Raw genomic sequence first — 16,574 nt, 5'->3', positions numbered from 1 at the left:
GAGGAATTCGTCATGACCAATTCGTTTCACACCGTCACCGTCGAAAAAGCCGCAGAAGCCTATGTCCTTTCCAGGGGAAGGGTCCGCTTTCTCTCCATGGCGCAGGCGATCCGCGCCATCCGAACACTAATGCCGGCATGCAAGGCCACCGACCGCGAGTTGGAGGAACTGTTGGCGGCCGCTTCCTTCGTTCATGGCGTGCCCGTCGCCTTCGACACAAAAACAGCCGATGGTGTAGAACCACGGCTGCATTCCTAAGAGGGCATGCCGCGCCATGCAGACTGTCAGAGGGCATTCGTCAGATGGTAGTCCGCTAACTTAACTGCAGAGTCTAAAGGACGTGTTCCAGCATTGCGAACTCACCGATCGCTTTGTTGCCAAAGCTGCCAGCAAGCGATCGCCTCATCCAGCCGTTTGCACCATCTCATCACAGACATCATCGCGATGCTACCTGTCCAGCATATGTCCAGCATTTCGCAAGGCGGCCAGAAGGAGCCTCGCATAGCCTGTGACATCGATCTGGGCCTGCATCGAAAGGGGCATGCTGGTCCAGTTCTCCAACGGTGCAATGAAAGGTGAGAAGGTGCCATTGACTAGGCAACAACAGCTAACAAGGCCCTCTCGGTCCAATGCCACCACACCGATCTTGTCGCCTGGATATCCAATGGCTGCGACTCGCTGGACCTCCAGGTCACCGTCCACCCGCACGTCAAAAAGAAGGCTACCACGGCTCCTCGTGGCTATCTCAGCCGCCTTCTCATCAAAGCTTGAAGAGAGCAAGCGGACGCTTTCCACCGCCATCTGGAAAATCACCAAATCCAGTTCATTCACGGCCATATGGGCATTTCCGCGCAACGGGTGGTGATTGCAATGACACATACTGCTTGTTCACAGATGTCGGTCACGAACGATCATTCGTCGGGTTCCGGTTCCGACCAACGGTGTCGCCACCTGATCGTGCTGCGGTTCGAACCTTCCGAACGCGAGCCGAGCGCGCTATGAGGTTGGAGTCTAGGTCTCGGACCCTGCCTCGCGGCCTTCTCATCTTTGGCAGACCCGTTGCAACGCCGCCGCGATGGCGCAAACGCCAGATGACGCTGATCCATCGCTTGATCGTGAACTGAGCTTCTGAACACCATTGGGACAGCAGGGTGGAAGGGCTTGACCAACGCTGCCCCCGTTTTCCAAGAGGACCCGTCCTCGATTGAATCTTTCGAGCCCCGTGCGGCGCGCAGCCAAATGATGACGATCTGGACTCAGCTCGCAGACCGCAAGGCAAAGAGGGAACCTTCCAGGCAGCCAAGCTGCTCGACGCAAAGAGCGGCCTTTGGAGTTCCCAAGAATCGACCCTTCCATAGTTGCGACAGGCAACCACTGCACGAGTGTGGGAGAGCGAATCGCAAGCATTGCGTGAGGTCCTGCGCGTTTTCCCCTCTTTGCTATTTGGCACATCGTTTGCGCCGAAGTGGGCGCAGCGTTCGACCGGAGCACTGCATGGGAGAGGGAGGAGCCCCACCCCGATCCGGTCAAGGAGAGAGACGGTGTTGGTTCCAAGAGTTCCCCGCGCGATCGCAGCGCCCCGCAAGCGCCATTTTGCCCGGACCTACGTGCAGGTACTTGCCGCCATAATCCTGGGTGCCGCAATCGGCTATTTCCATTTGGAGACCGGCCACAGCCTGAAGCCGCTCGGCGATGCCTTCGTCGATGTCGTCAAGATAATCACCGTACCTGTCATCTTCCTGACAATGGCGACCGGCATTGCCGGCATGAGCGATCTGCAGAAGGTCGGCCGAGTTGCCGCCAAGGCGATGGTCTATTTTCTCACCTTTTCGACGCTCGCTTTTGTTGTCGGGCTGATTGTCGCGAATATCGTTCAGCCTGGCGCCGGCCTCAACATCGATCCGGCCTCGCTCGATGTCCAAGCCGTTAAGGGCTATGTGGCCACGGCTCACGAGCAGTCCGTGACCAGCTTCCTGATGAACATCATCCCGTCAACGATTGCCAATGCCTTCGCGGAAGGCGACATCCTGCAAGTCTTGTTCCTCTCGGTCCTGTTCGGCGCGGTCTGCCGCTACAACGGCCGCTCGCTCTTCTCTCTCGTCCGATACATCAAGGACGAGCTGCTGCTCGCAATGTCCTCCTCAGAGGCCGCGCTGGCCTCGCTCATGGAGAAGATGGAAAGGGCCGGCGCCACGCATTCGGTCGTGGGTCTCATTCCATTCAATCTGGACGGCACGAATATGATGCTCGCCGCCCTTTTCATCGCCCAAGCGACGAAAACTGATCTCCCGATCGGCTGCCGGATCCTCATGCTGTTTGTCGCATTGTTCCCTTCGAACGGAACAACCCGCATTACCGGTGCAGGCCTCGTCACAATGGCTGCAACGCTCTTTCTTGTTCCGGCCGCACCGGTCACCTCCGTGGGGCTTATTCTTGGCGTCGATCAGCTTATGTCCGAATGCCACGCGCTGACGGTTTTTCTCCGCAGCGTAGCGGCAACGCTGGCTGTCACCCGGTCCGGGGCGAGCGGGATAAACGACGATTCGGGGAGCGCCTCACTAGCGGACCGTTCAGCGCTCCGGCGGTGGACGGTCAAGTCGCCCGGCGTGGTGAACACAATTCCCCGTGCGAACGACGCTCAGCTATTGGGGTGGACCCGATGGCGCAAAGCCGTATTTGAGAAACCGCCAGATCGCACCGGCACCTGTGCGCCTGTAGCAACTGCGGGGCACGATCAAAACTGACCCATTTTACACCAAAAAGGCGGCCGTTGCTGCCACGCCGTCCATGGATTGGAGACTCATGTCTAAGCCGACTGCCATCACTGTCGCAGCTCTTCTTTTACTCCTCGCCTTGCTGGCGAGCCAATATAGCGCGAACCTGCACCGGCAGGCGTGGTCGACCGACAGGCAAAAGTGGAGCGGCGCATTCGACAACGATCTCCTTCGCCAATCGCCGGCAACCCGCAAGGCGATGCCGTTCTGGTCATATTCAATGACTACCACAACTGTCCGCATTGCAGACTGGCTGATATCAACTACCAAAAAGCCTTCAAGCATGAACCCAATCTGAAGCTTGTGATCAAACAGTTCCCGGTCCTGGGACCGGATTCCCAATTCCCAGCCTTCGCCGCACTCGCCTCGAGAAAACAGGGAAAGTTCGACGAATTCCACCGCGCCCTTATGATTTCCCCCAGTTGAAGGGTCACTCTCAAGATCGCAGCGCGTGTAGGCCTTGACGTTGAGCAGCTCAAGCGGGAATGCAAGATCCGGCCATCGCAGATGAAATGCGCGGTCCGCGCACTCGCGAAAGGTCTGCACTTAGACGGTACGCCCGCGTTGGTGGTCGGCGATATAGTGGTCGCCGACCTTGTGGACATGGCCAGCTTGCAACGCTTGCATCGCCGATGCGCGCTCAAAGCGTGCTGGCTCTCGTGCGGGGCAGCATCTGTAGACCGGCCACGCTGTTGTTGCCGGAGCGTGCCGTTTGTGGCAGCTGGCTTTGCTGTCGCTCCTCGTAATCTTGTTGCGGTCATCCAGCTGCCGTGGGCGCCAACAACAATCCTGAGCGCCCGCGCCTGAAGTCGCTGGCCGGGTGCTCGTGAACCGAGCCCGCTTTTCTTCGGCAAGCTCAGGCGGTCTTGGCCCTGCGGCATCGCCCCCTGGCGCGGGGCAGCCTTCGGCTGCTGACGGTCGCCGGCCTGTCGGCCGGCGTCTTTCTATTGTGGCCTTCCCCCTGGCGCAGGGTGGGCAGCACTCCCTTCTAGGCCCGCCGCGGCGTCCCGCAACCCTTCGCTTGTCGCTTTCGGGTCCTCCACTCCGTTCCGGTCCTGCTGATGCAGTCCGCCTCCGACGGCGGGCCTTTCCGGTCGCTTTTGCCGCCCACCCCGCTTCCGGGGAGGGCGCGCGATTGTAGAGCGGAGGACATCACGATGCGTGCAAACAACAAACGTTGCGGCAGCCGACAGGCTGGCGCAGACAGTGGCGGGCGCACCGGCGCCAGCCTTTATCAGGAAATCACCGACCGCATCATTGCCGAACTGGAGCGCGGCACCGTGCCATGGGTCAAGCCGTGGGGCAGGGCAAGGACAGGCCTCGGCCTGCCGCGGAATGCGGCCACCCAGCGCCGATATTCCGGCATCAATATCCTGATCCTGTGGGGCGCGGTCATCGAGCGCGGTTTCCCCAGCCAGAACTGGCTCACCTTCCGGCAGGCGCTTTCGCTTGGCGGCAATGTCAGGAAGGGCGAGCACGGCACCACCATCGTTCACGCTGACCGCTTTGTTCCCAAGAACGAAAAGCAACGCGCCGACACCGATGGCGACGAACCGCAGGCGGTGCCCTTCCTGAAGCGCTTCACCGTCTTCGATGTCGCGCAGTGCGATAATCTGCCCGAACATCTTTACGCCGCCGGCGAGCCTCTGCCTGAGCGCGAGATGGTCCCGCAGGCCGAGGCGCTCATTCATGCAACCGGCGCTGATTTTCGCATCGGCGGCGAGCGCGCCTTCTACATGCCCGGCAGCGACACCATACAGGTGCCGCCGCAGCCGGCTTTCTTCCACCAGATCGACTATTACCGGACCTGCTTTCACGAGCTTGGACACTGGACCGGCCACCCGAGGCGACTCGCGCGCGACCTGTCCGGCTCCTTCGGGTCCAACACCTATGCGCGCGAGGAACTGGTCGCCGAAATCGCATCAGCCTTCATCTGCAGCAGTCTCGGCATCGAGCCGAGCGTGCGCCATGCCGACTACATCGGCTCATGGCTGACGGTTTTGCGCGAGGACAACCGCGCCATCTTCCGCGCCGCAAGCCATGCCTCGAAAGCCGCCGATTTCCTGCTTGGCCGCAATGTCGATGTCGAAGGCGAGGCACATGCCGAAACCGCCTATGGGAGCGCGCAATCCTCACACGCGACCGCCTTGCGCCTCTGATGACGCAAAGCCGCGCGCAACCAACTCGACAGTTCTTTTGAGGTTGCCCTAACGCCGATGGCCGGCGTTGGCGTCGATCGTTCATCGGACCGAGGTTCGCAAAAAAAGAGGGCGGCATTGATGCCGCCCTCTCGTTGCGAAAGCTGCCAGAGCTGGATTAGAAATCCATGCCGCCCATGCCGCCCATGCCGCCGCCGCCCATGCCGCCAGGCATGCCGCCGCCAGCCGACTCCTTCTTCGGAGCCTCCGCGATCATGGCTTCGGTGGTGACCAGCAGGCCGGCGACCGAGGCCGCGTCCTGAAGAGCCGTACGGACAACCTTGACCGGATCGACGATACCCATGGCGATCATGTCGCCATACTCGCCGGTCTGGGCGTTGTAGCCGAAGGTCGCGCCCTTGTTCTCAAGGATCTTGCCGGCAACGATCGATGCTTCCGCACCGGCGTTGGCCGCGATCTGGCGGGCCGGAGCCTGAAGCGCACGACGCACGATGTTGATGCCGGCGGCCTGGTCGGCATTGACGCCGGTGGCCTTGATGTTGGCCGAAGCGCGCAGCAGCGCGACGCCACCACCAGCAACGATGCCTTCTTCGACGGCCGCGCGGGTCGCGTTGAGGGCGTCATCGACGCGGTCCTTCTTTTCCTTGACTTCGACTTCCGTCGCACCGCCGACGCGGATCACCGCAACGCCGCCGGCGAGCTTCGCCAGACGTTCCTGCAGCTTCTCCTTGTCGTAGTCCGAAGTGGTCTCTTCGATCTGCTGCTTGATCTGGGCAACGCGGCCCTGGATCTCGGCCTTCTTGCCGGCGCCGTCGACGATGGTGGTGTTCTCCTTGGAGATCGACACCTTCTTGGCGCGGCCGAGCATGTTGAGGCCGACGTTCTCGAGCTTGATGCCGAGGTCTTCCGAGATGACCTGGCCACCGGTGAGGATGGCGATGTCTTCCAGCATGGCCTTGCGGCGATCACCGAAGCCCGGCGCCTTGACGGCGGCGATCTTCAGGCCGCCACGCAGCTTGTTGACGACCAGCGTGGCCAGAGCCTCGCCTTCGACGTCTTCCGAGATGATGAGCAGCGGCTTCGAGGTCTGCACGACGGCTTCGAGAACCGGCAGCATGGCCTGGAGGTTGGACAGCTTCTTCTCGTGCAGGAGGATGTAGACGTCCTCGAGCTCGGCAACCATCTTGTCGGCGTTGGTGACGAAGTAGGGCGAGAGGTAGCCGCGGTCGAACTGCATGCCTTCGACGACTTCGAGTTCGGTCTCGGCGGTCTTGGCTTCCTCAACCGTGATGACGCCTTCGTTGCCGACCTTCTGCATCGCTTCGGCGATCATCTTGCCGACCGAAGCATCGCCGTTGCCGGCGATGGTGCCGACCTGGGCAACCTCTTCGGAGGTCTTGATCTTCTTGGCGTTCTTAATCAGGGTCGCAACGACGTCGGTTACCGCGAGGTCGATGCCGCGCTTCAGGTCCATCGGGTTCATGCCGGCGGCAACGGCCTTGTGGCCTTCCTGGACGATCGACTGCGCCAGAACGGTCGCGGTCGTGGTGCCGTCGCCAGCGATGTCGTTGGTCTTCGAAGCAACTTCGCGGACCATCTGCGCGCCCATGTTTTCGAACTTGTCCTCAAGCTCGATTTCCTTGGCGACGGTGACGCCGTCCTTGGTGATGCGCGGGGCGCCGAACGACTTGTCGATGACCACGTTGCGGCCCTTGGGGCCGAGCGTGACCTTCACCGCGTCAGCGAGGATGTTGACACCGCGCAGCATGCGCTCGCGGGCATCGCGGGAGAATTTTACGTCTTTGGCAGCCATTTTTAGCTCCTGGCAGGGGCTTCAATCGAGCCCGGGAATTCAGTTGACGAAAGGGCCTGATATGAGCCGATGATGCCCATGATGTCGGATTCCTTCATGATCAGAAGGTCTTCGCCATTGAGCTTGACTTCCGTGCCCGACCACTTGCTGAACAGGATGCGGTCGCCGGCCTTGACGTCCAGCGGGACCAGCTTGCCAGCTTCGTCACGAGCGCCGAAGCCGACAGCGATGATCTCGCCTTCCTGCGGCTTTTCCTTTGCCGTGTCGGGGATGATGATCCCGCCAGCGGTCTTGGATTCGGATTCGACCCGGCGAACGACCACGCGGTCATGCAGCGGGCGGAACTTCGACTTTGCCATTTTCGGATTTTTCCCTGGTGCGCTGTTGAGGGGTTTTTGTTAGCACTCGCGATGGACGAGTGCTAACGCGATAGTGAGGTAGGCTGTAAGCGGGCACTCGTCAAGACGGACGAGGGCAGGCGAGGAGCTCTGGCCCCCTCCCCGGTGGAACCCAACGCATACGCGGCATCCGCGTTGATGGCTGCGAGCCCCACATTTCCATTGAATTCGGCGTCATGACGCCAACTTGCTCGCGCCGCTTCCAAGTCGTCAGTCGTGCTGCCGTCAGCACGAACATAGGGCTGCGCTTCACTTCCCGTCGAAGCCGCGGCAAGCAGCGTCGCCGTCAGCACGCTCCTTTGCAGATGCTTGCCAAAGGTGGACAGTGAGCGCACCTGCGCCGGGCTGTTGGTGCGAACGTAAGACGTCATTGACAACTCCTTTTTGCAAGTCGAGCCCCTTCTCCACCTTCGGCCGCCGTCGACGCGAAGAAGTCCGCATCGCGTTGAAGACGAGCTGCGAAAAAGAGAAAGATGTGTTTGATGGCTGCGGCCCCAACGGTGCCTTCAGATTTGAGATCACTTCCGCCGCGAGCGGCTGAAGCTCCTCGCAACGTCAAATCGAATCTGCTGCCAAGCCTCCAGGAAAGGAGAGCATTGCTCATCTCGCGCTTGTGCATGCAGTCAACCTTCGATCCGTGTTGCCACATCAAGAGCAAATGCCGTGCCAAAGCTCACTGGGAAGTGAACGCATGGCTCTCCCTGAAAACCTCACAAATCCAGCATGGTCAATTGTGCGGAACCCGACATGCGTCTTCTGCCACTGTCAGCTTTCGGACAGGCATGACGCGTTTCGCGCCGACCACCGGTCGATCGGTTTTGGGGCCGGTCTGTTCGCCTCATAAGAGCGCGTTACATTGCGTAGCGGTTTCCCGAGCGCCGCCACATGACACTGGACCTGCAGGTAGCACCGGCTTCTCATCCAGCCTTACTTTGGCCCCCTCGCGTATCAAATTCCCGCTGGCGAGCCCTGCTTTCATAGATCGCACCATGCCGGATGTCTGCTCTGGCGCCCGACCCGCTGGCACGATCTCGATCCGGCATAAGGGCGCAGCATCTTTGCAGGCCGTTTCATCCCGGCGTCCTGCTTGGCTGACAGACCGCACTTGGCGAGCGGTCTCCATGCTCTCTCCAAGGACCATCCCTGCGGCTGGCTTGTCGACCTATGGGCGGGTCCGGCCGCCCGAAACCCTCGCGCCATCAGCTTTTTTCCCCGCCGCCTGCGGCGGCTTCCTCGCGCCGCTTCGCTCACAAAAAAGCTGCCCGCTCGGGTCCTTCACTGTCGCTGCGGCCCTGTCGGATTCAGGCGGTCCTGACGCGCCCATTACGGTGCGCCATCGCAGGGGATGGTCCCCGGCGAAACCACAAAAGGAGACTTCGAAATGACCGCGATCGGTTACGTCAACAAGCAGGAAAACGGCGCCTACAAGGGCCAGTTCAAGACGCTCAGCGTCCGCGCCGACATCGATATCGTCCCCAACCAGGCCAAGAGCGCCGATAACCATCCCGACTTCCGGGTGCTTACGCAAGGGGTCGAAGTCGGCGCTGGCTGGATCCGCACCGGCGAGACTTCCGGCAAGGATTATGTGAGCCTGTCGATTGCAGCGCCGGAGTTCGGACCGCGCAAGCTCTACGCCAATCTCGGCCGAGCCGCCGGCCAGGACGATCACGACACCTACGCCATCATCTGGAACCCGGCCGACTGACCGGCCGAGATAAGAGCCTCGCGCCGCAGCCCCGGCGCGGGGCTCATTCCCAGGAGTTCCACCCAAACCCCGTCCGCCCTAAAGGGCGGCGAAAACTCTCCCCCGACTCTTCGCCCGTCCCCGAGACGATCTCCCTCGCCCATCCTCGCCCTCGCTTGTCCGAAGCGAAACGAGGATCATCATGGACGACGAAAACGAACGCGCGGCCCGCGCGAAAAAGGGCAGCCCGTTTCTCAGCACAGCCCAAGCCGCCTTCTATATCGGGCTCTCCCAGCGCACGCTCGAAAAGATGCGGCTCAAGGGCGGCGGCCCGAAATTCCGCAAGCACGGCCGCTATGTCCGCTATCACATCGACGAACTCGACCATTGGTCGAAAGGACACCCGCAGCACTCCATCGCCGGCGATGGCAAGGCCGGTTCCGGCCAGGGCGGCACGGGAGGCCGTTCATGAGGCGGCGCCCTTCCATCCATCTGATCGGCAGCCGCCTGAGGCGTGTTCGAGCCCGTAAGACGGTCGCCTTGGCCGCGGCCGGTCTCGGTCTTTTGGGCTTCACGGCGCTGGGAAAGCCCGCCCCTTGGCTGGTCTGGAACGCCTCGGCCAGCGCGCCGATCGGCCTTTACCGCATCGCTGCGGGAGCGCTGGCGCGTGGCGATCTCGTGCTCGTGCGCCCGCCTGAATACGCGGCGTATCTCGCCGCCGAGCGCAGCTATCTGCCTCGCAATGTGCCGCTGGCAAAACGTCTTGCAGCGCTGCCGGACGATAATGTCTGCGCCTTCAATGACGCCATCATCATCGGCGGCGACATCGTCGCGCGCCGGCTCAAAATCGACGCCGAAGGCCGACCTTTGCCATGGTGGAACGGCTGCCGAGCGCTCGGGGATAACGAGGTTTTCCTGCTCGGCAGCGACAAAAACCGCTCCTTCGACAGCCGCTATTTCGGGCCTGTTCCCACTCAAAATGTCATCGGGAGGCTCGTACCACTATGGACCGAGTGACCCTCCTCTTGTTGGGCATGATCGCCATTGCGCCATGCGCCTGTTCCGCCTCGACCGGCGCTGAGCCGGTCGCCATCTCCCAAAGTCCGCAGCTGCGAAAGTGGCAGACGTTGGTATCGGAAGCAAGCCGGCGCTTCCATATTCCCCAAGCCTGGATCTATGCCGTCATGGCTGCCGAAAGCGGCGGCAAGACAATGCGCGGCGGCCGCCCCATCACCTCCCCCGCTGGCGCCATGGGCCTCATGCAGGTGATGCCCGGCACCTATGAAGAGATGCGGGTCGAACACGGCCTTGGGCCTAACCCCCACGATCCGCGCGACAATATCCTGGCCGGCACGGCCTATCTCAGTGCCATGTATGACCGCTTCGGATTTCCTGGCCTGTTTGGCGCCTACAATGCCGGTCCCGAGCGCTACGACGAGCATTTGAAGCGTGGCAAACCGCTGCCAGAAGAGACCGTCGAGTACCTCGACCAACTCAAGGCGGCCGGAGTTTCGGCGGCCGACATCGAGGCGTTCGAAAGCCAATCTGTCGCTCCAAAGGCGCAAATCGCTCCTCTCGGACGGTCGCTGTTCTTCATTCATGACGGTGTTCACTCAGGCGTGCGAAACGGCGATCTCTTCGTGCCGCTCGGCAAGGACGGCGCGCAGCCGAAGGAGCCGGTGCGTTAGCCATGGCGGACGGGGGCGCGTCTGGCGGGGCTGGGCGCGGAAGGCAAGATAAAGGTACCGCCTCCAGGAGGCGGTTAAATCTTTGTCTGCACATCGTTTTTCCGGGAGGCTGCCGCCGGTGCCAAGAGGGTTTGACGTGTAAGTGTCTGATTTTGCTTGATATGTCTGGGAGGCTCGCATTAAGGATGACGAGTTCAGGCCGAAGCTCGGCAAAATCGGGTCGCGCGGCTCGAAGGCCGGCAAACGCTATGCCGGCCAGGTTCGTGCGGCGATCAACCGGGCTGGCGGCCGGCCGCAACGCGGTGGTCGCTTCACAGGAAGCCGGACAGGGCGCGGCGGGGCGGCCGCCGCACTGCTGAAATCGCGCGACCGGTATGCCGCCTTCCGCCAGCGCCGGGTGATCGTCAAGGCGCGGGTCGTCAAGCTCGCCGGCAAGGGCGCGGACGGGGCGCGTGCCCATCTACGCTATCTTCAGCGCGACGGGGTCACCCGCGAAGGTGAACCTGGCGAGCTCTACGGCGCCGACAGCGGCCGCGTCGACGGCAAGGCGTTCATCGATCGCGCGGACGGCGACCGCCATCAGTTCCGCTTCATCGTCGCTGCCGAAGACGGCATCGAGTACGACGACCTCAAGGCGCTGACGCGGCGGCTCATGGCGCAGATGCAGGAAGACCTCGGCACGAAGCTCGACTGGGTCGCGGTCGATCATTTCAACACCGGCCACCCGCACAGCCACATCATCGTCCGTGGCAGGGACGACCGTGGCGAGAACCTGGTCATCGCGCGCGAATATATCTCATCTGGCATCCGCGAGCGGGCGGCCGAGCTGGTCAGCCTCGATCTCGGTCCGCGAACCGACCGCGAGATTGAGCTTCGCCTGCGCCGGGAAATGGAGCAGGAACGCTTCACCAGCATCGACCGTCGGCTGCTCAGCATGCGTGATGATGACGGCCTGGTCTCGCCGGGCGGTCCCGACGCCATTCGCCAGACGCTGCACCAGGGACGGCTGCGCAAGCTCGAGCGGATGGGTCTGGCCGCGGAGGTCGGCGCTGGCTCCTGGCGCCTCGACGATGAGCTCGAAGCCACGCTGCGCCGCACCGGCGAACGCGGCGACATCATCAAGACCATGCACCGCGAACTGACCGGCAAGGGGCTTGCCCGCAGGGCCGCCGACTGGGTGATCCACGATCGATCCGGCGAGCCCGTCCAGTCTCTCGTCGGTCGCGTTGTCGCGCGTGGACTGGCCGACGAGATCAATGACCGCCATTACATGATCGTCGACGCCGTCGACGGTAAGAGCCATTGGATCAACATCGGTAGAGGCGAGGCGATGGAAACGATGCCTAATGGCTGCATCGTGCGTGTCGCGCCAAGGAACACCGAGCCGAGGCAGGTCGATCGTACCATCGCCGAAATCGCCGCCGCGCATGGCGGCCGTTACGACGTCGATATGCACCTGAAGCATGACCCATCCGCCACCGAGAGCTTTGCGCGAACGCATGTGCGGCGGCTGGAGGCGATCCGCCGCGCGACCGGCGGCGTCGAGCGAGAGCCGAACGGCACCTGGCTCATCGCGCCGGACCATCTCGATCGCGTCGCGAATTATGAGGGCCAGCGGGCCAGGGCCGAGCCTGTCGTTGCCGACAAGCTCTCCTCAATGGCGCTGGAGCGACAGGTCAGCTTCAACGGCGCCACCTGGCTCGACCGGGAGCTGGTTGCCGATAGACCCGAGCCTTTGCACGGATCCGGCTTCGGCCGCGACGTGAGAGAGGCGCAAGCTCGCCGGCGGCAGTGGCTGATCGCGCAAGGCCTCGCGCATAAAGAACAGGATGGGATCGTCTATCGAGCCAACATGCTTTCGATCCTGCGCCAGCGAGAACTGAACCGTGTTGCTGGCCAACTGTCGGAGGAACTTGGCCTGCCCTATGCCGAAGCGCGATCCGGAGGACGAGTAGAGGGTACGCTCCGCCGCTCCGTCGAGCTTGCCAGCGGAAAATATGCCGTCGTTGAAAAGTCGCGCGAGTTCACGCTGGTGCCATGGCGGCCGGTGCTTGAGCGCCATGTGGGCAAGGAGGTCTCCGGTGTCGTAAGTGGGGAGGGGATTTCATGGACCGTCGGCCGGCAAAGGAGCGGACCTGGTGTTTCGTGAGATGGTGTACAGCTTTTTAGCCAGCGGCGCGGGCAGCCATGCGAGCCCGCGTAGACCTTATGGCCGCACGCCCGCAATCGGTCGCATGGACCTGCCAGGCGGGGCGGCTTTGGAGCGTTCGGACCCGACACGCTGCGTGAGTGGCCAGACTTCGAGCGCTCGAAGATGCGGACTGTTGTCTGCTGGCCGGCGTTATTCCGGCTGGCCTATGACCGCGGCGCAACAGTTCACCGCTGAAGTTGCCACGGGCGAACATCGACAAGAGAAAAAACACCATTGCGCGATACAAATCGCCGTTGAAAGCGTTTAGGTTGCATGCGCTTCGCCAAGTAAACGGATACCCCAGAAGAGAGCCATGACCACGGCCCGCCATATCGTGACGCTGCTTAAAAGCCACATTGCCGGCGACGAGGATCGTTTCCTCTCTATCGCGATGCAGCTTGCTGCGCATGAGGCACGTCAAGGCCATGGTAAGCTTGCTCAGGAGCTCAAGGATCTGGTCGACGCAGCCAAGAGCAGGGACGCCCGGATTGTCAAGAGCAGTCGGCCGGTTCCCCTTTTTCAGCCAAAGGGCGAGCTCGCAGGGCTCCTGCATGTGCGCTATCCGGACCTGCGACTGACCGACATGATTTTGCCGGACAGTCTGCGCTCGCGCCTGCACCGCGTGCTGGGAGAGCAGCGCCAACAAGCAAGCTTGCGCGAGCACGGGCTTGTTCCCCGTCGCAAACTGCTTCTGGTCGGCCCGCCAGGATCAGGCAAGACGATGACCGCATCGGCATTGGCCGGGGAGCTTCATCTGCCCCTTTTCACGATCGTCCTCGATGGTTTGATCACCAAGTTCATGGGAGAGACTGCCGGAAAGCTGCGGCTTGTTTTTGATGCAATGCAGGCGACGCGGGGCGTCTACTTCTTTGACGAATTCGATGCCATCGGCGCGCGTCGAGGCGAACGCCAGGATGTTGGCGAGATTCGGCGCGTGCTGAATTCGTTTCTGCAGTTTCTCGAGCAAGACGACAGCCACAGCCTGATTATTGCGGCAACAAATCATCCCGAGCTGCTCGACAGAGCTTTGTTCCGCCGTTTCGACGATGTCATCGAATACGCCGTGCCCGATCGGCCGATTATAGAGGCGCTGCTTCGGGCTCGACTCGACCGCTTCGACACCAGAGGGCTTGCCTGGAACGAGGCGATCTCTCAGGCAGAGAGACTGTCGCAGGCCGAGATCACGCGCGCGGCCGACGACGCTGCAAAAACCATCATATTGCGGGGGGGGAAGCGGATCACCTCGGAAGCGCTCATCGACGCTCTGAAGGAACGCCGGCAGGCGTCGCTGTTTGAGTAGCGACAGCACAGATCATAATGGCAGACGATTTTCCGCGCGACCGCGCCCATATCCACCTTCGCAACAACGGCATTCGGGAAGCCTATCGGCGGCCCAACCAACTTATACATGCACCGCCGCTGCCGGCGCGTGATCGGGCGTCGCATGCTGCGGCCTTGACGCAATCCATCGAACAAGCGGTCGAAAGTGCACGCCAGCAGATTGCGGCGCGTGACCCCCAGCTGTCGGTCGGCACGCCTGGCTTTTACCTCGCGATCGATCTGCCCATGTCCGGACGGGCGGCCCTCGACCAGTTGGCCGATCGTCGCCAGCACATGGAGCTGGTCGCCGTCCATGAGCCAACTCAACCCGGTGCTCCCATCACAGCGTCGGTGTTCCTGCCGCAAAGCGCGCAAGCCTATTATTTGCGGAAAGTCGAGGCGTATCGAGACGTTGATACTGACCGCGGCAGACCGCGCAACGAGCCGCTCGTCTCCCGCATGGAGACAGTCAGGCTGGCGACTGCACGATCGTTGTTTACCGACCACGACGACCTCTTCCCCCAGGCCGCTGACGAGCAGGTGTGGTGGGAAGTCTGGCTGCGCGACGGTCGCCGCGAGAACTTCGAGCACATTGCCGAAGCCCTGAACATCACTTTGCGCACGCATGCGGTTAGGTTTCCGGAGCGGGTGGTCATGCTGGCCCTCGCCAGCACGGCAATGCTCGACCGCATGATTGCGCACAGCGATGTCGTCGCCGAGCTGCGGCGCGCGAAGGATACGCCGTCCTTCTTCCTGGGCCTTGGCGGCGCGGAGCAAAGGGACTGGAGCGACGAGCTTCTCGGGCGCGTCAGACCGCCTCAATCCGATATTGCGGTCTGCATTCTCGACAGCGGCGTGCGTCGCACCCACCCGTTGATCGAACCCGCACTTGCCGTTTAAGACTGGCACACCGTCAAACCGGCATGGGGCAGCGACGACACACCTGCGTGGAGCGGCCACGGGACGCGAATGGCAGGTGTCGGCCTGTACGGTGATCTGGTCCCGCTCCTGGTCGGAGGCGATCCAGTTCCATTGCCCTTTCGGCTGGAGAGTGTTCGTATCCTTCCGCCAGAAGACGAGGCAAACGATCCAGAACTCTATGGCGCGATCACCGCGGAAGCGATCGCCCGCGCCGAGGTGCAGGCGCCGGAGCGCCGCCGCGCGATCGCAATGGCTGTGACAAGCGCCAGTCCGGCGCGTGGAAGGCCCACATCGTGGTCTGCCGCTATCGACCAACTCTGTTTCGAAGAGGAACAGCGACGCTTGATCGTTCTCTCTGCCGGCAACATCGGCGATGACCTCATGCCGGCCGAGCATTTGACGCGCAACGATCTGGAAGCAGTCGATGATCCTTCTCAGGCCTGGAATGCGCTGACGGTCGGCGCTTTCACAGAAAAGGTCGATATCATTGACACCGACTTTTCGGGCTACGCTCCGATCGCGCCGGTCGGCGAGCTCTCGCCGCGCAGTCGCACTTCGGTCGTTTGGGACAGGCAGTGGCCGGTGAAGCCCGAGGTCGTCTTCGAAGGCGGCAATCTCGCCCATGACGGTGTGTTGCCCGGCGAGCCGATCGACGATCTGCAGATATTGACCACTTTCTGTCGACCCGAACTGCGCCACTTCACCACCCTCGGAGATACGAGCGCGGCAACGGCCCATGCCGCACGGATGGCGGGACTAATTCTATCAGCGCGCCCCGAGCTGTGGCCTGAATCGGTTCGCGCCCTGATCGTCCACTCGGCCGAATGGACTCCGGCGATGCGCGCACGCATCGATGCGTGCAACGGAGCGAAGGGCGAGATCCAGGCGCTCGTGCGGCGCTATGGTTACGGCGTGCCAGATCTTGGGCGCGCGCTTCTGTCAACGGTGAACGACCTCACGCTTATCGTTGAAGATGAGCTTCAGCCTTTCCAGCGCGAGGGCGGCGCGGCTGCCAAAACGCGTGACATGAAGCTGCATCGCCTGCCTTGGCCGAAGGAGCAGCTCGCGGCGCTCGGCGCTGCCCAGGTCGAGCTCCGCGTCACGCTGTCCTATTTCATCGAACCCAACCCCGGTGAACGCGGATGGACCCGCCGGCATCGTTACGCGTCCCATGGTCTTCGGTTCAGAGTAAAGTCAGCGACCGAGACAGTCGACGAATTCCGAGCCCGCATCAATCAGGCCGCTCGGGACGAGGAGGAAGGGGCGCCTGCTGGAGGCGGAGAAGAGTGGCTGCTCGGCACCTTCCGCGATCGCGGCTCGTTGCACGCCGATTTCTGGTCGGGCAGCGCCGCCGATCTCGCCGAGCGTGACGCGATCGGCGTGTTCCCGGTCGGGGGCTGGTGGAAGGAGAAGCCTTACCTGGAACGCGTCGACGCTCTGGCTCGGTACGCCCTGATTGTGACGATTCGGGCGCCTGGGGTCGATGTTGACATCTTCACACCCGTCGAAGCAGCCCTGACTGTCGAGACGTCGGTCGAGACCTGATGCAGCACTGTCCAAACCGGCCAACAACGGAGGTTTGACCAGCCTCTGGTGCCATGGCGGCTGGTGCTGGATCATCACGTC

At 62.3% G+C, this 16,574-nt stretch carries 13 protein-coding genes and 2 pseudogenes; 10 read left to right on the top strand and 5 right to left on the bottom strand.

Going from position 1 to position 16,574, the window contains the following annotated elements; genetic code table 11:
- The first annotated feature begins 12 nt into the window (after positions 1-12).
- On the top strand, positions 13-258 hold the full coding sequence (locus EN869_RS06870) for a hypothetical protein (protein ID WP_063169243.1): 246 nt from the start codon (positions 13-15) through the stop codon (positions 256-258).
- A 189-nt stretch (positions 259-447) separates the two neighbouring features.
- Here the strand turns inward: EN869_RS06870 and EN869_RS06865 are convergent, their stop codons facing one another.
- Positions 448-837, bottom strand: a complete 390-nt coding sequence (locus EN869_RS06865) for a hypothetical protein (protein WP_024505560.1) — start codon at positions 835-837, stop codon at positions 448-450.
- Between the two features lie 707 nt (positions 838-1,544).
- On the opposite strand from EN869_RS06865, the gene EN869_RS06860 reads away from it, so the two are divergent.
- Positions 1,545-2,744, top strand: a complete 1,200-nt coding sequence (locus tag EN869_RS06860) for a cation:dicarboxylase symporter family transporter (RefSeq protein WP_306462679.1) — start codon at positions 1,545-1,547, stop codon at positions 2,742-2,744.
- Positions 2,745-2,750: 6 nt separating this feature from the next.
- On the opposite strand, the gene EN869_RS34990 is transcribed toward EN869_RS06860, so the two are convergent.
- A complete protein-coding gene (locus EN869_RS34990) occupies positions 2,751-3,320 on the bottom strand; it encodes a hypothetical protein (RefSeq protein WP_245454735.1) in 570 nt (189 codons plus the stop codon).
- Positions 3,321-3,931: 611 nt separating this feature from the next.
- On the opposite strand from EN869_RS34990, the gene EN869_RS06850 reads away from it, so the two are divergent.
- Complete coding sequence (locus tag EN869_RS06850; RefSeq protein ID WP_126059319.1) at positions 3,932-4,933, top strand: zincin-like metallopeptidase domain-containing protein; 1,002 nt, start codon at positions 3,932-3,934, stop codon at positions 4,931-4,933.
- Positions 4,934-5,090: 157 nt separating this feature from the next.
- Here the strand turns inward: EN869_RS06850 and groL are convergent, their stop codons facing one another.
- From groL to EN869_RS06835, 3 genes and pseudogenes are all read right to left on the bottom strand, one after another.
- Positions 5,091-6,746, bottom strand: a complete 1,656-nt coding sequence (groL, locus tag EN869_RS06845) for a chaperonin GroEL (RefSeq protein ID WP_126057772.1) — start codon at positions 6,744-6,746, stop codon at positions 5,091-5,093.
- A 65-nt stretch (positions 6,747-6,811) separates the two neighbouring features.
- Positions 6,812-7,105, bottom strand: a pseudogene (gene groES, locus EN869_RS06840) (co-chaperone GroES); the annotation flags it as partial.
- Positions 7,106-7,167: 62 nt separating this feature from the next.
- Entirely contained in the window at positions 7,168-7,515 is a 348-nt protein-coding gene (locus tag EN869_RS06835) for a hypothetical protein (protein WP_063169239.1), read from the bottom strand.
- Positions 7,516-8,525: 1,010 nt separating this feature from the next.
- On the opposite strand from EN869_RS06835, the gene EN869_RS06830 reads away from it, so the two are divergent.
- The 7 genes and pseudogenes from EN869_RS06830 (at position 8,526) to EN869_RS06800 (ending at position 16,493) form a co-directional block, all read left to right on the top strand.
- Entirely contained in the window at positions 8,526-8,849 is a 324-nt protein-coding gene (locus EN869_RS06830) for a DUF736 domain-containing protein (RefSeq protein ID WP_024505644.1), read from the top strand.
- A 181-nt stretch (positions 8,850-9,030) separates the two neighbouring features.
- On the top strand, positions 9,031-9,300 hold the full coding sequence (locus EN869_RS06825) for a helix-turn-helix domain-containing protein (RefSeq protein WP_024505645.1): 270 nt from the start codon (positions 9,031-9,033) through the stop codon (positions 9,298-9,300).
- The gene (locus EN869_RS06820) at positions 9,297-9,845 is read left to right on the top strand and encodes a S26 family signal peptidase (RefSeq protein WP_024505646.1); all 549 of its coding nucleotides are present in this window, start codon (positions 9,297-9,299) and stop codon (positions 9,843-9,845) included. The genes EN869_RS06825 and EN869_RS06820 overlap by 4 nt, the downstream gene beginning before the upstream one ends.
- Complete coding sequence (locus EN869_RS06815) at positions 9,833-10,516, top strand: lytic transglycosylase domain-containing protein (protein WP_024505647.1); 684 nt, start codon at positions 9,833-9,835, stop codon at positions 10,514-10,516. Before EN869_RS06820 ends, EN869_RS06815 begins: the two co-directional genes overlap by 13 nt.
- A 178-nt stretch (positions 10,517-10,694) precedes the next feature.
- Positions 10,695-12,665, top strand: a complete 1,971-nt coding sequence (rlxS, locus tag EN869_RS06810) for a relaxase/mobilization nuclease RlxS (protein WP_024505648.1) — start codon at positions 10,695-10,697, stop codon at positions 12,663-12,665.
- A gap of 355 nt (positions 12,666-13,020) precedes the next feature.
- Positions 13,021-14,007 (top strand): ATP-binding protein, encoded by a 987-nt coding sequence (locus EN869_RS06805; protein WP_126057775.1) that lies wholly within the window; start codon positions 13,021-13,023, stop codon positions 14,005-14,007.
- A gap of 17 nt (positions 14,008-14,024) precedes the next feature.
- A pseudogene (locus EN869_RS06800) lies at positions 14,025-16,493 on the top strand (S8 family peptidase).
- Positions 16,494-16,574 lie beyond the last annotated feature (81 nt).

It is taken from the genome of Mesorhizobium sp. M2D.F.Ca.ET.226.01.1.1, assembly GCF_004022705.2.
Lineage (GTDB): Bacteria > Pseudomonadota > Alphaproteobacteria > Rhizobiales > Rhizobiaceae > Mesorhizobium.
This window is presented reverse-complemented; position numbering and strand designations above follow the sequence as displayed.

Excerpts from the sequence above, each read along its gene's own strand:
- EN869_RS06870 (WP_063169243.1), top strand. The coding sequence starts at position 13 with ATGACCAATTCGTTTCACACCGTCACCGTCGAAAAAGCCGCAGAAGCC.
- EN869_RS06865 (WP_024505560.1), bottom strand. The coding sequence starts at position 837 with ATGGCCGTGAATGAACTGGATTTGGTGATTTTCCAGATGGCGGTGGAA.
- EN869_RS06850 (WP_126059319.1), top strand. The coding sequence starts at position 3,932 with ATGCGTGCAAACAACAAACGTTGCGGCAGCCGACAGGCTGGCGCAGAC.
- groL (WP_126057772.1), bottom strand. The coding sequence starts at position 6,746 with ATGGCTGCCAAAGACGTAAAATTCTCCCGCGATGCCCGCGAGCGCATG.
- EN869_RS06835 (WP_063169239.1), bottom strand. The coding sequence starts at position 7,515 with ATGACGTCTTACGTTCGCACCAACAGCCCGGCGCAGGTGCGCTCACTG.
- EN869_RS06830 (WP_024505644.1), top strand. The coding sequence starts at position 8,526 with ATGACCGCGATCGGTTACGTCAACAAGCAGGAAAACGGCGCCTACAAG.
- EN869_RS06825 (WP_024505645.1), top strand. The coding sequence starts at position 9,031 with ATGGACGACGAAAACGAACGCGCGGCCCGCGCGAAAAAGGGCAGCCCG.
- EN869_RS06820 (WP_024505646.1), top strand. The coding sequence starts at position 9,297 with ATGAGGCGGCGCCCTTCCATCCATCTGATCGGCAGCCGCCTGAGGCGT.
- EN869_RS06815 (WP_024505647.1), top strand. The coding sequence starts at position 9,833 with ATGGACCGAGTGACCCTCCTCTTGTTGGGCATGATCGCCATTGCGCCA.
- EN869_RS06805 (WP_126057775.1), top strand. The coding sequence starts at position 13,021 with ATGACCACGGCCCGCCATATCGTGACGCTGCTTAAAAGCCACATTGCC.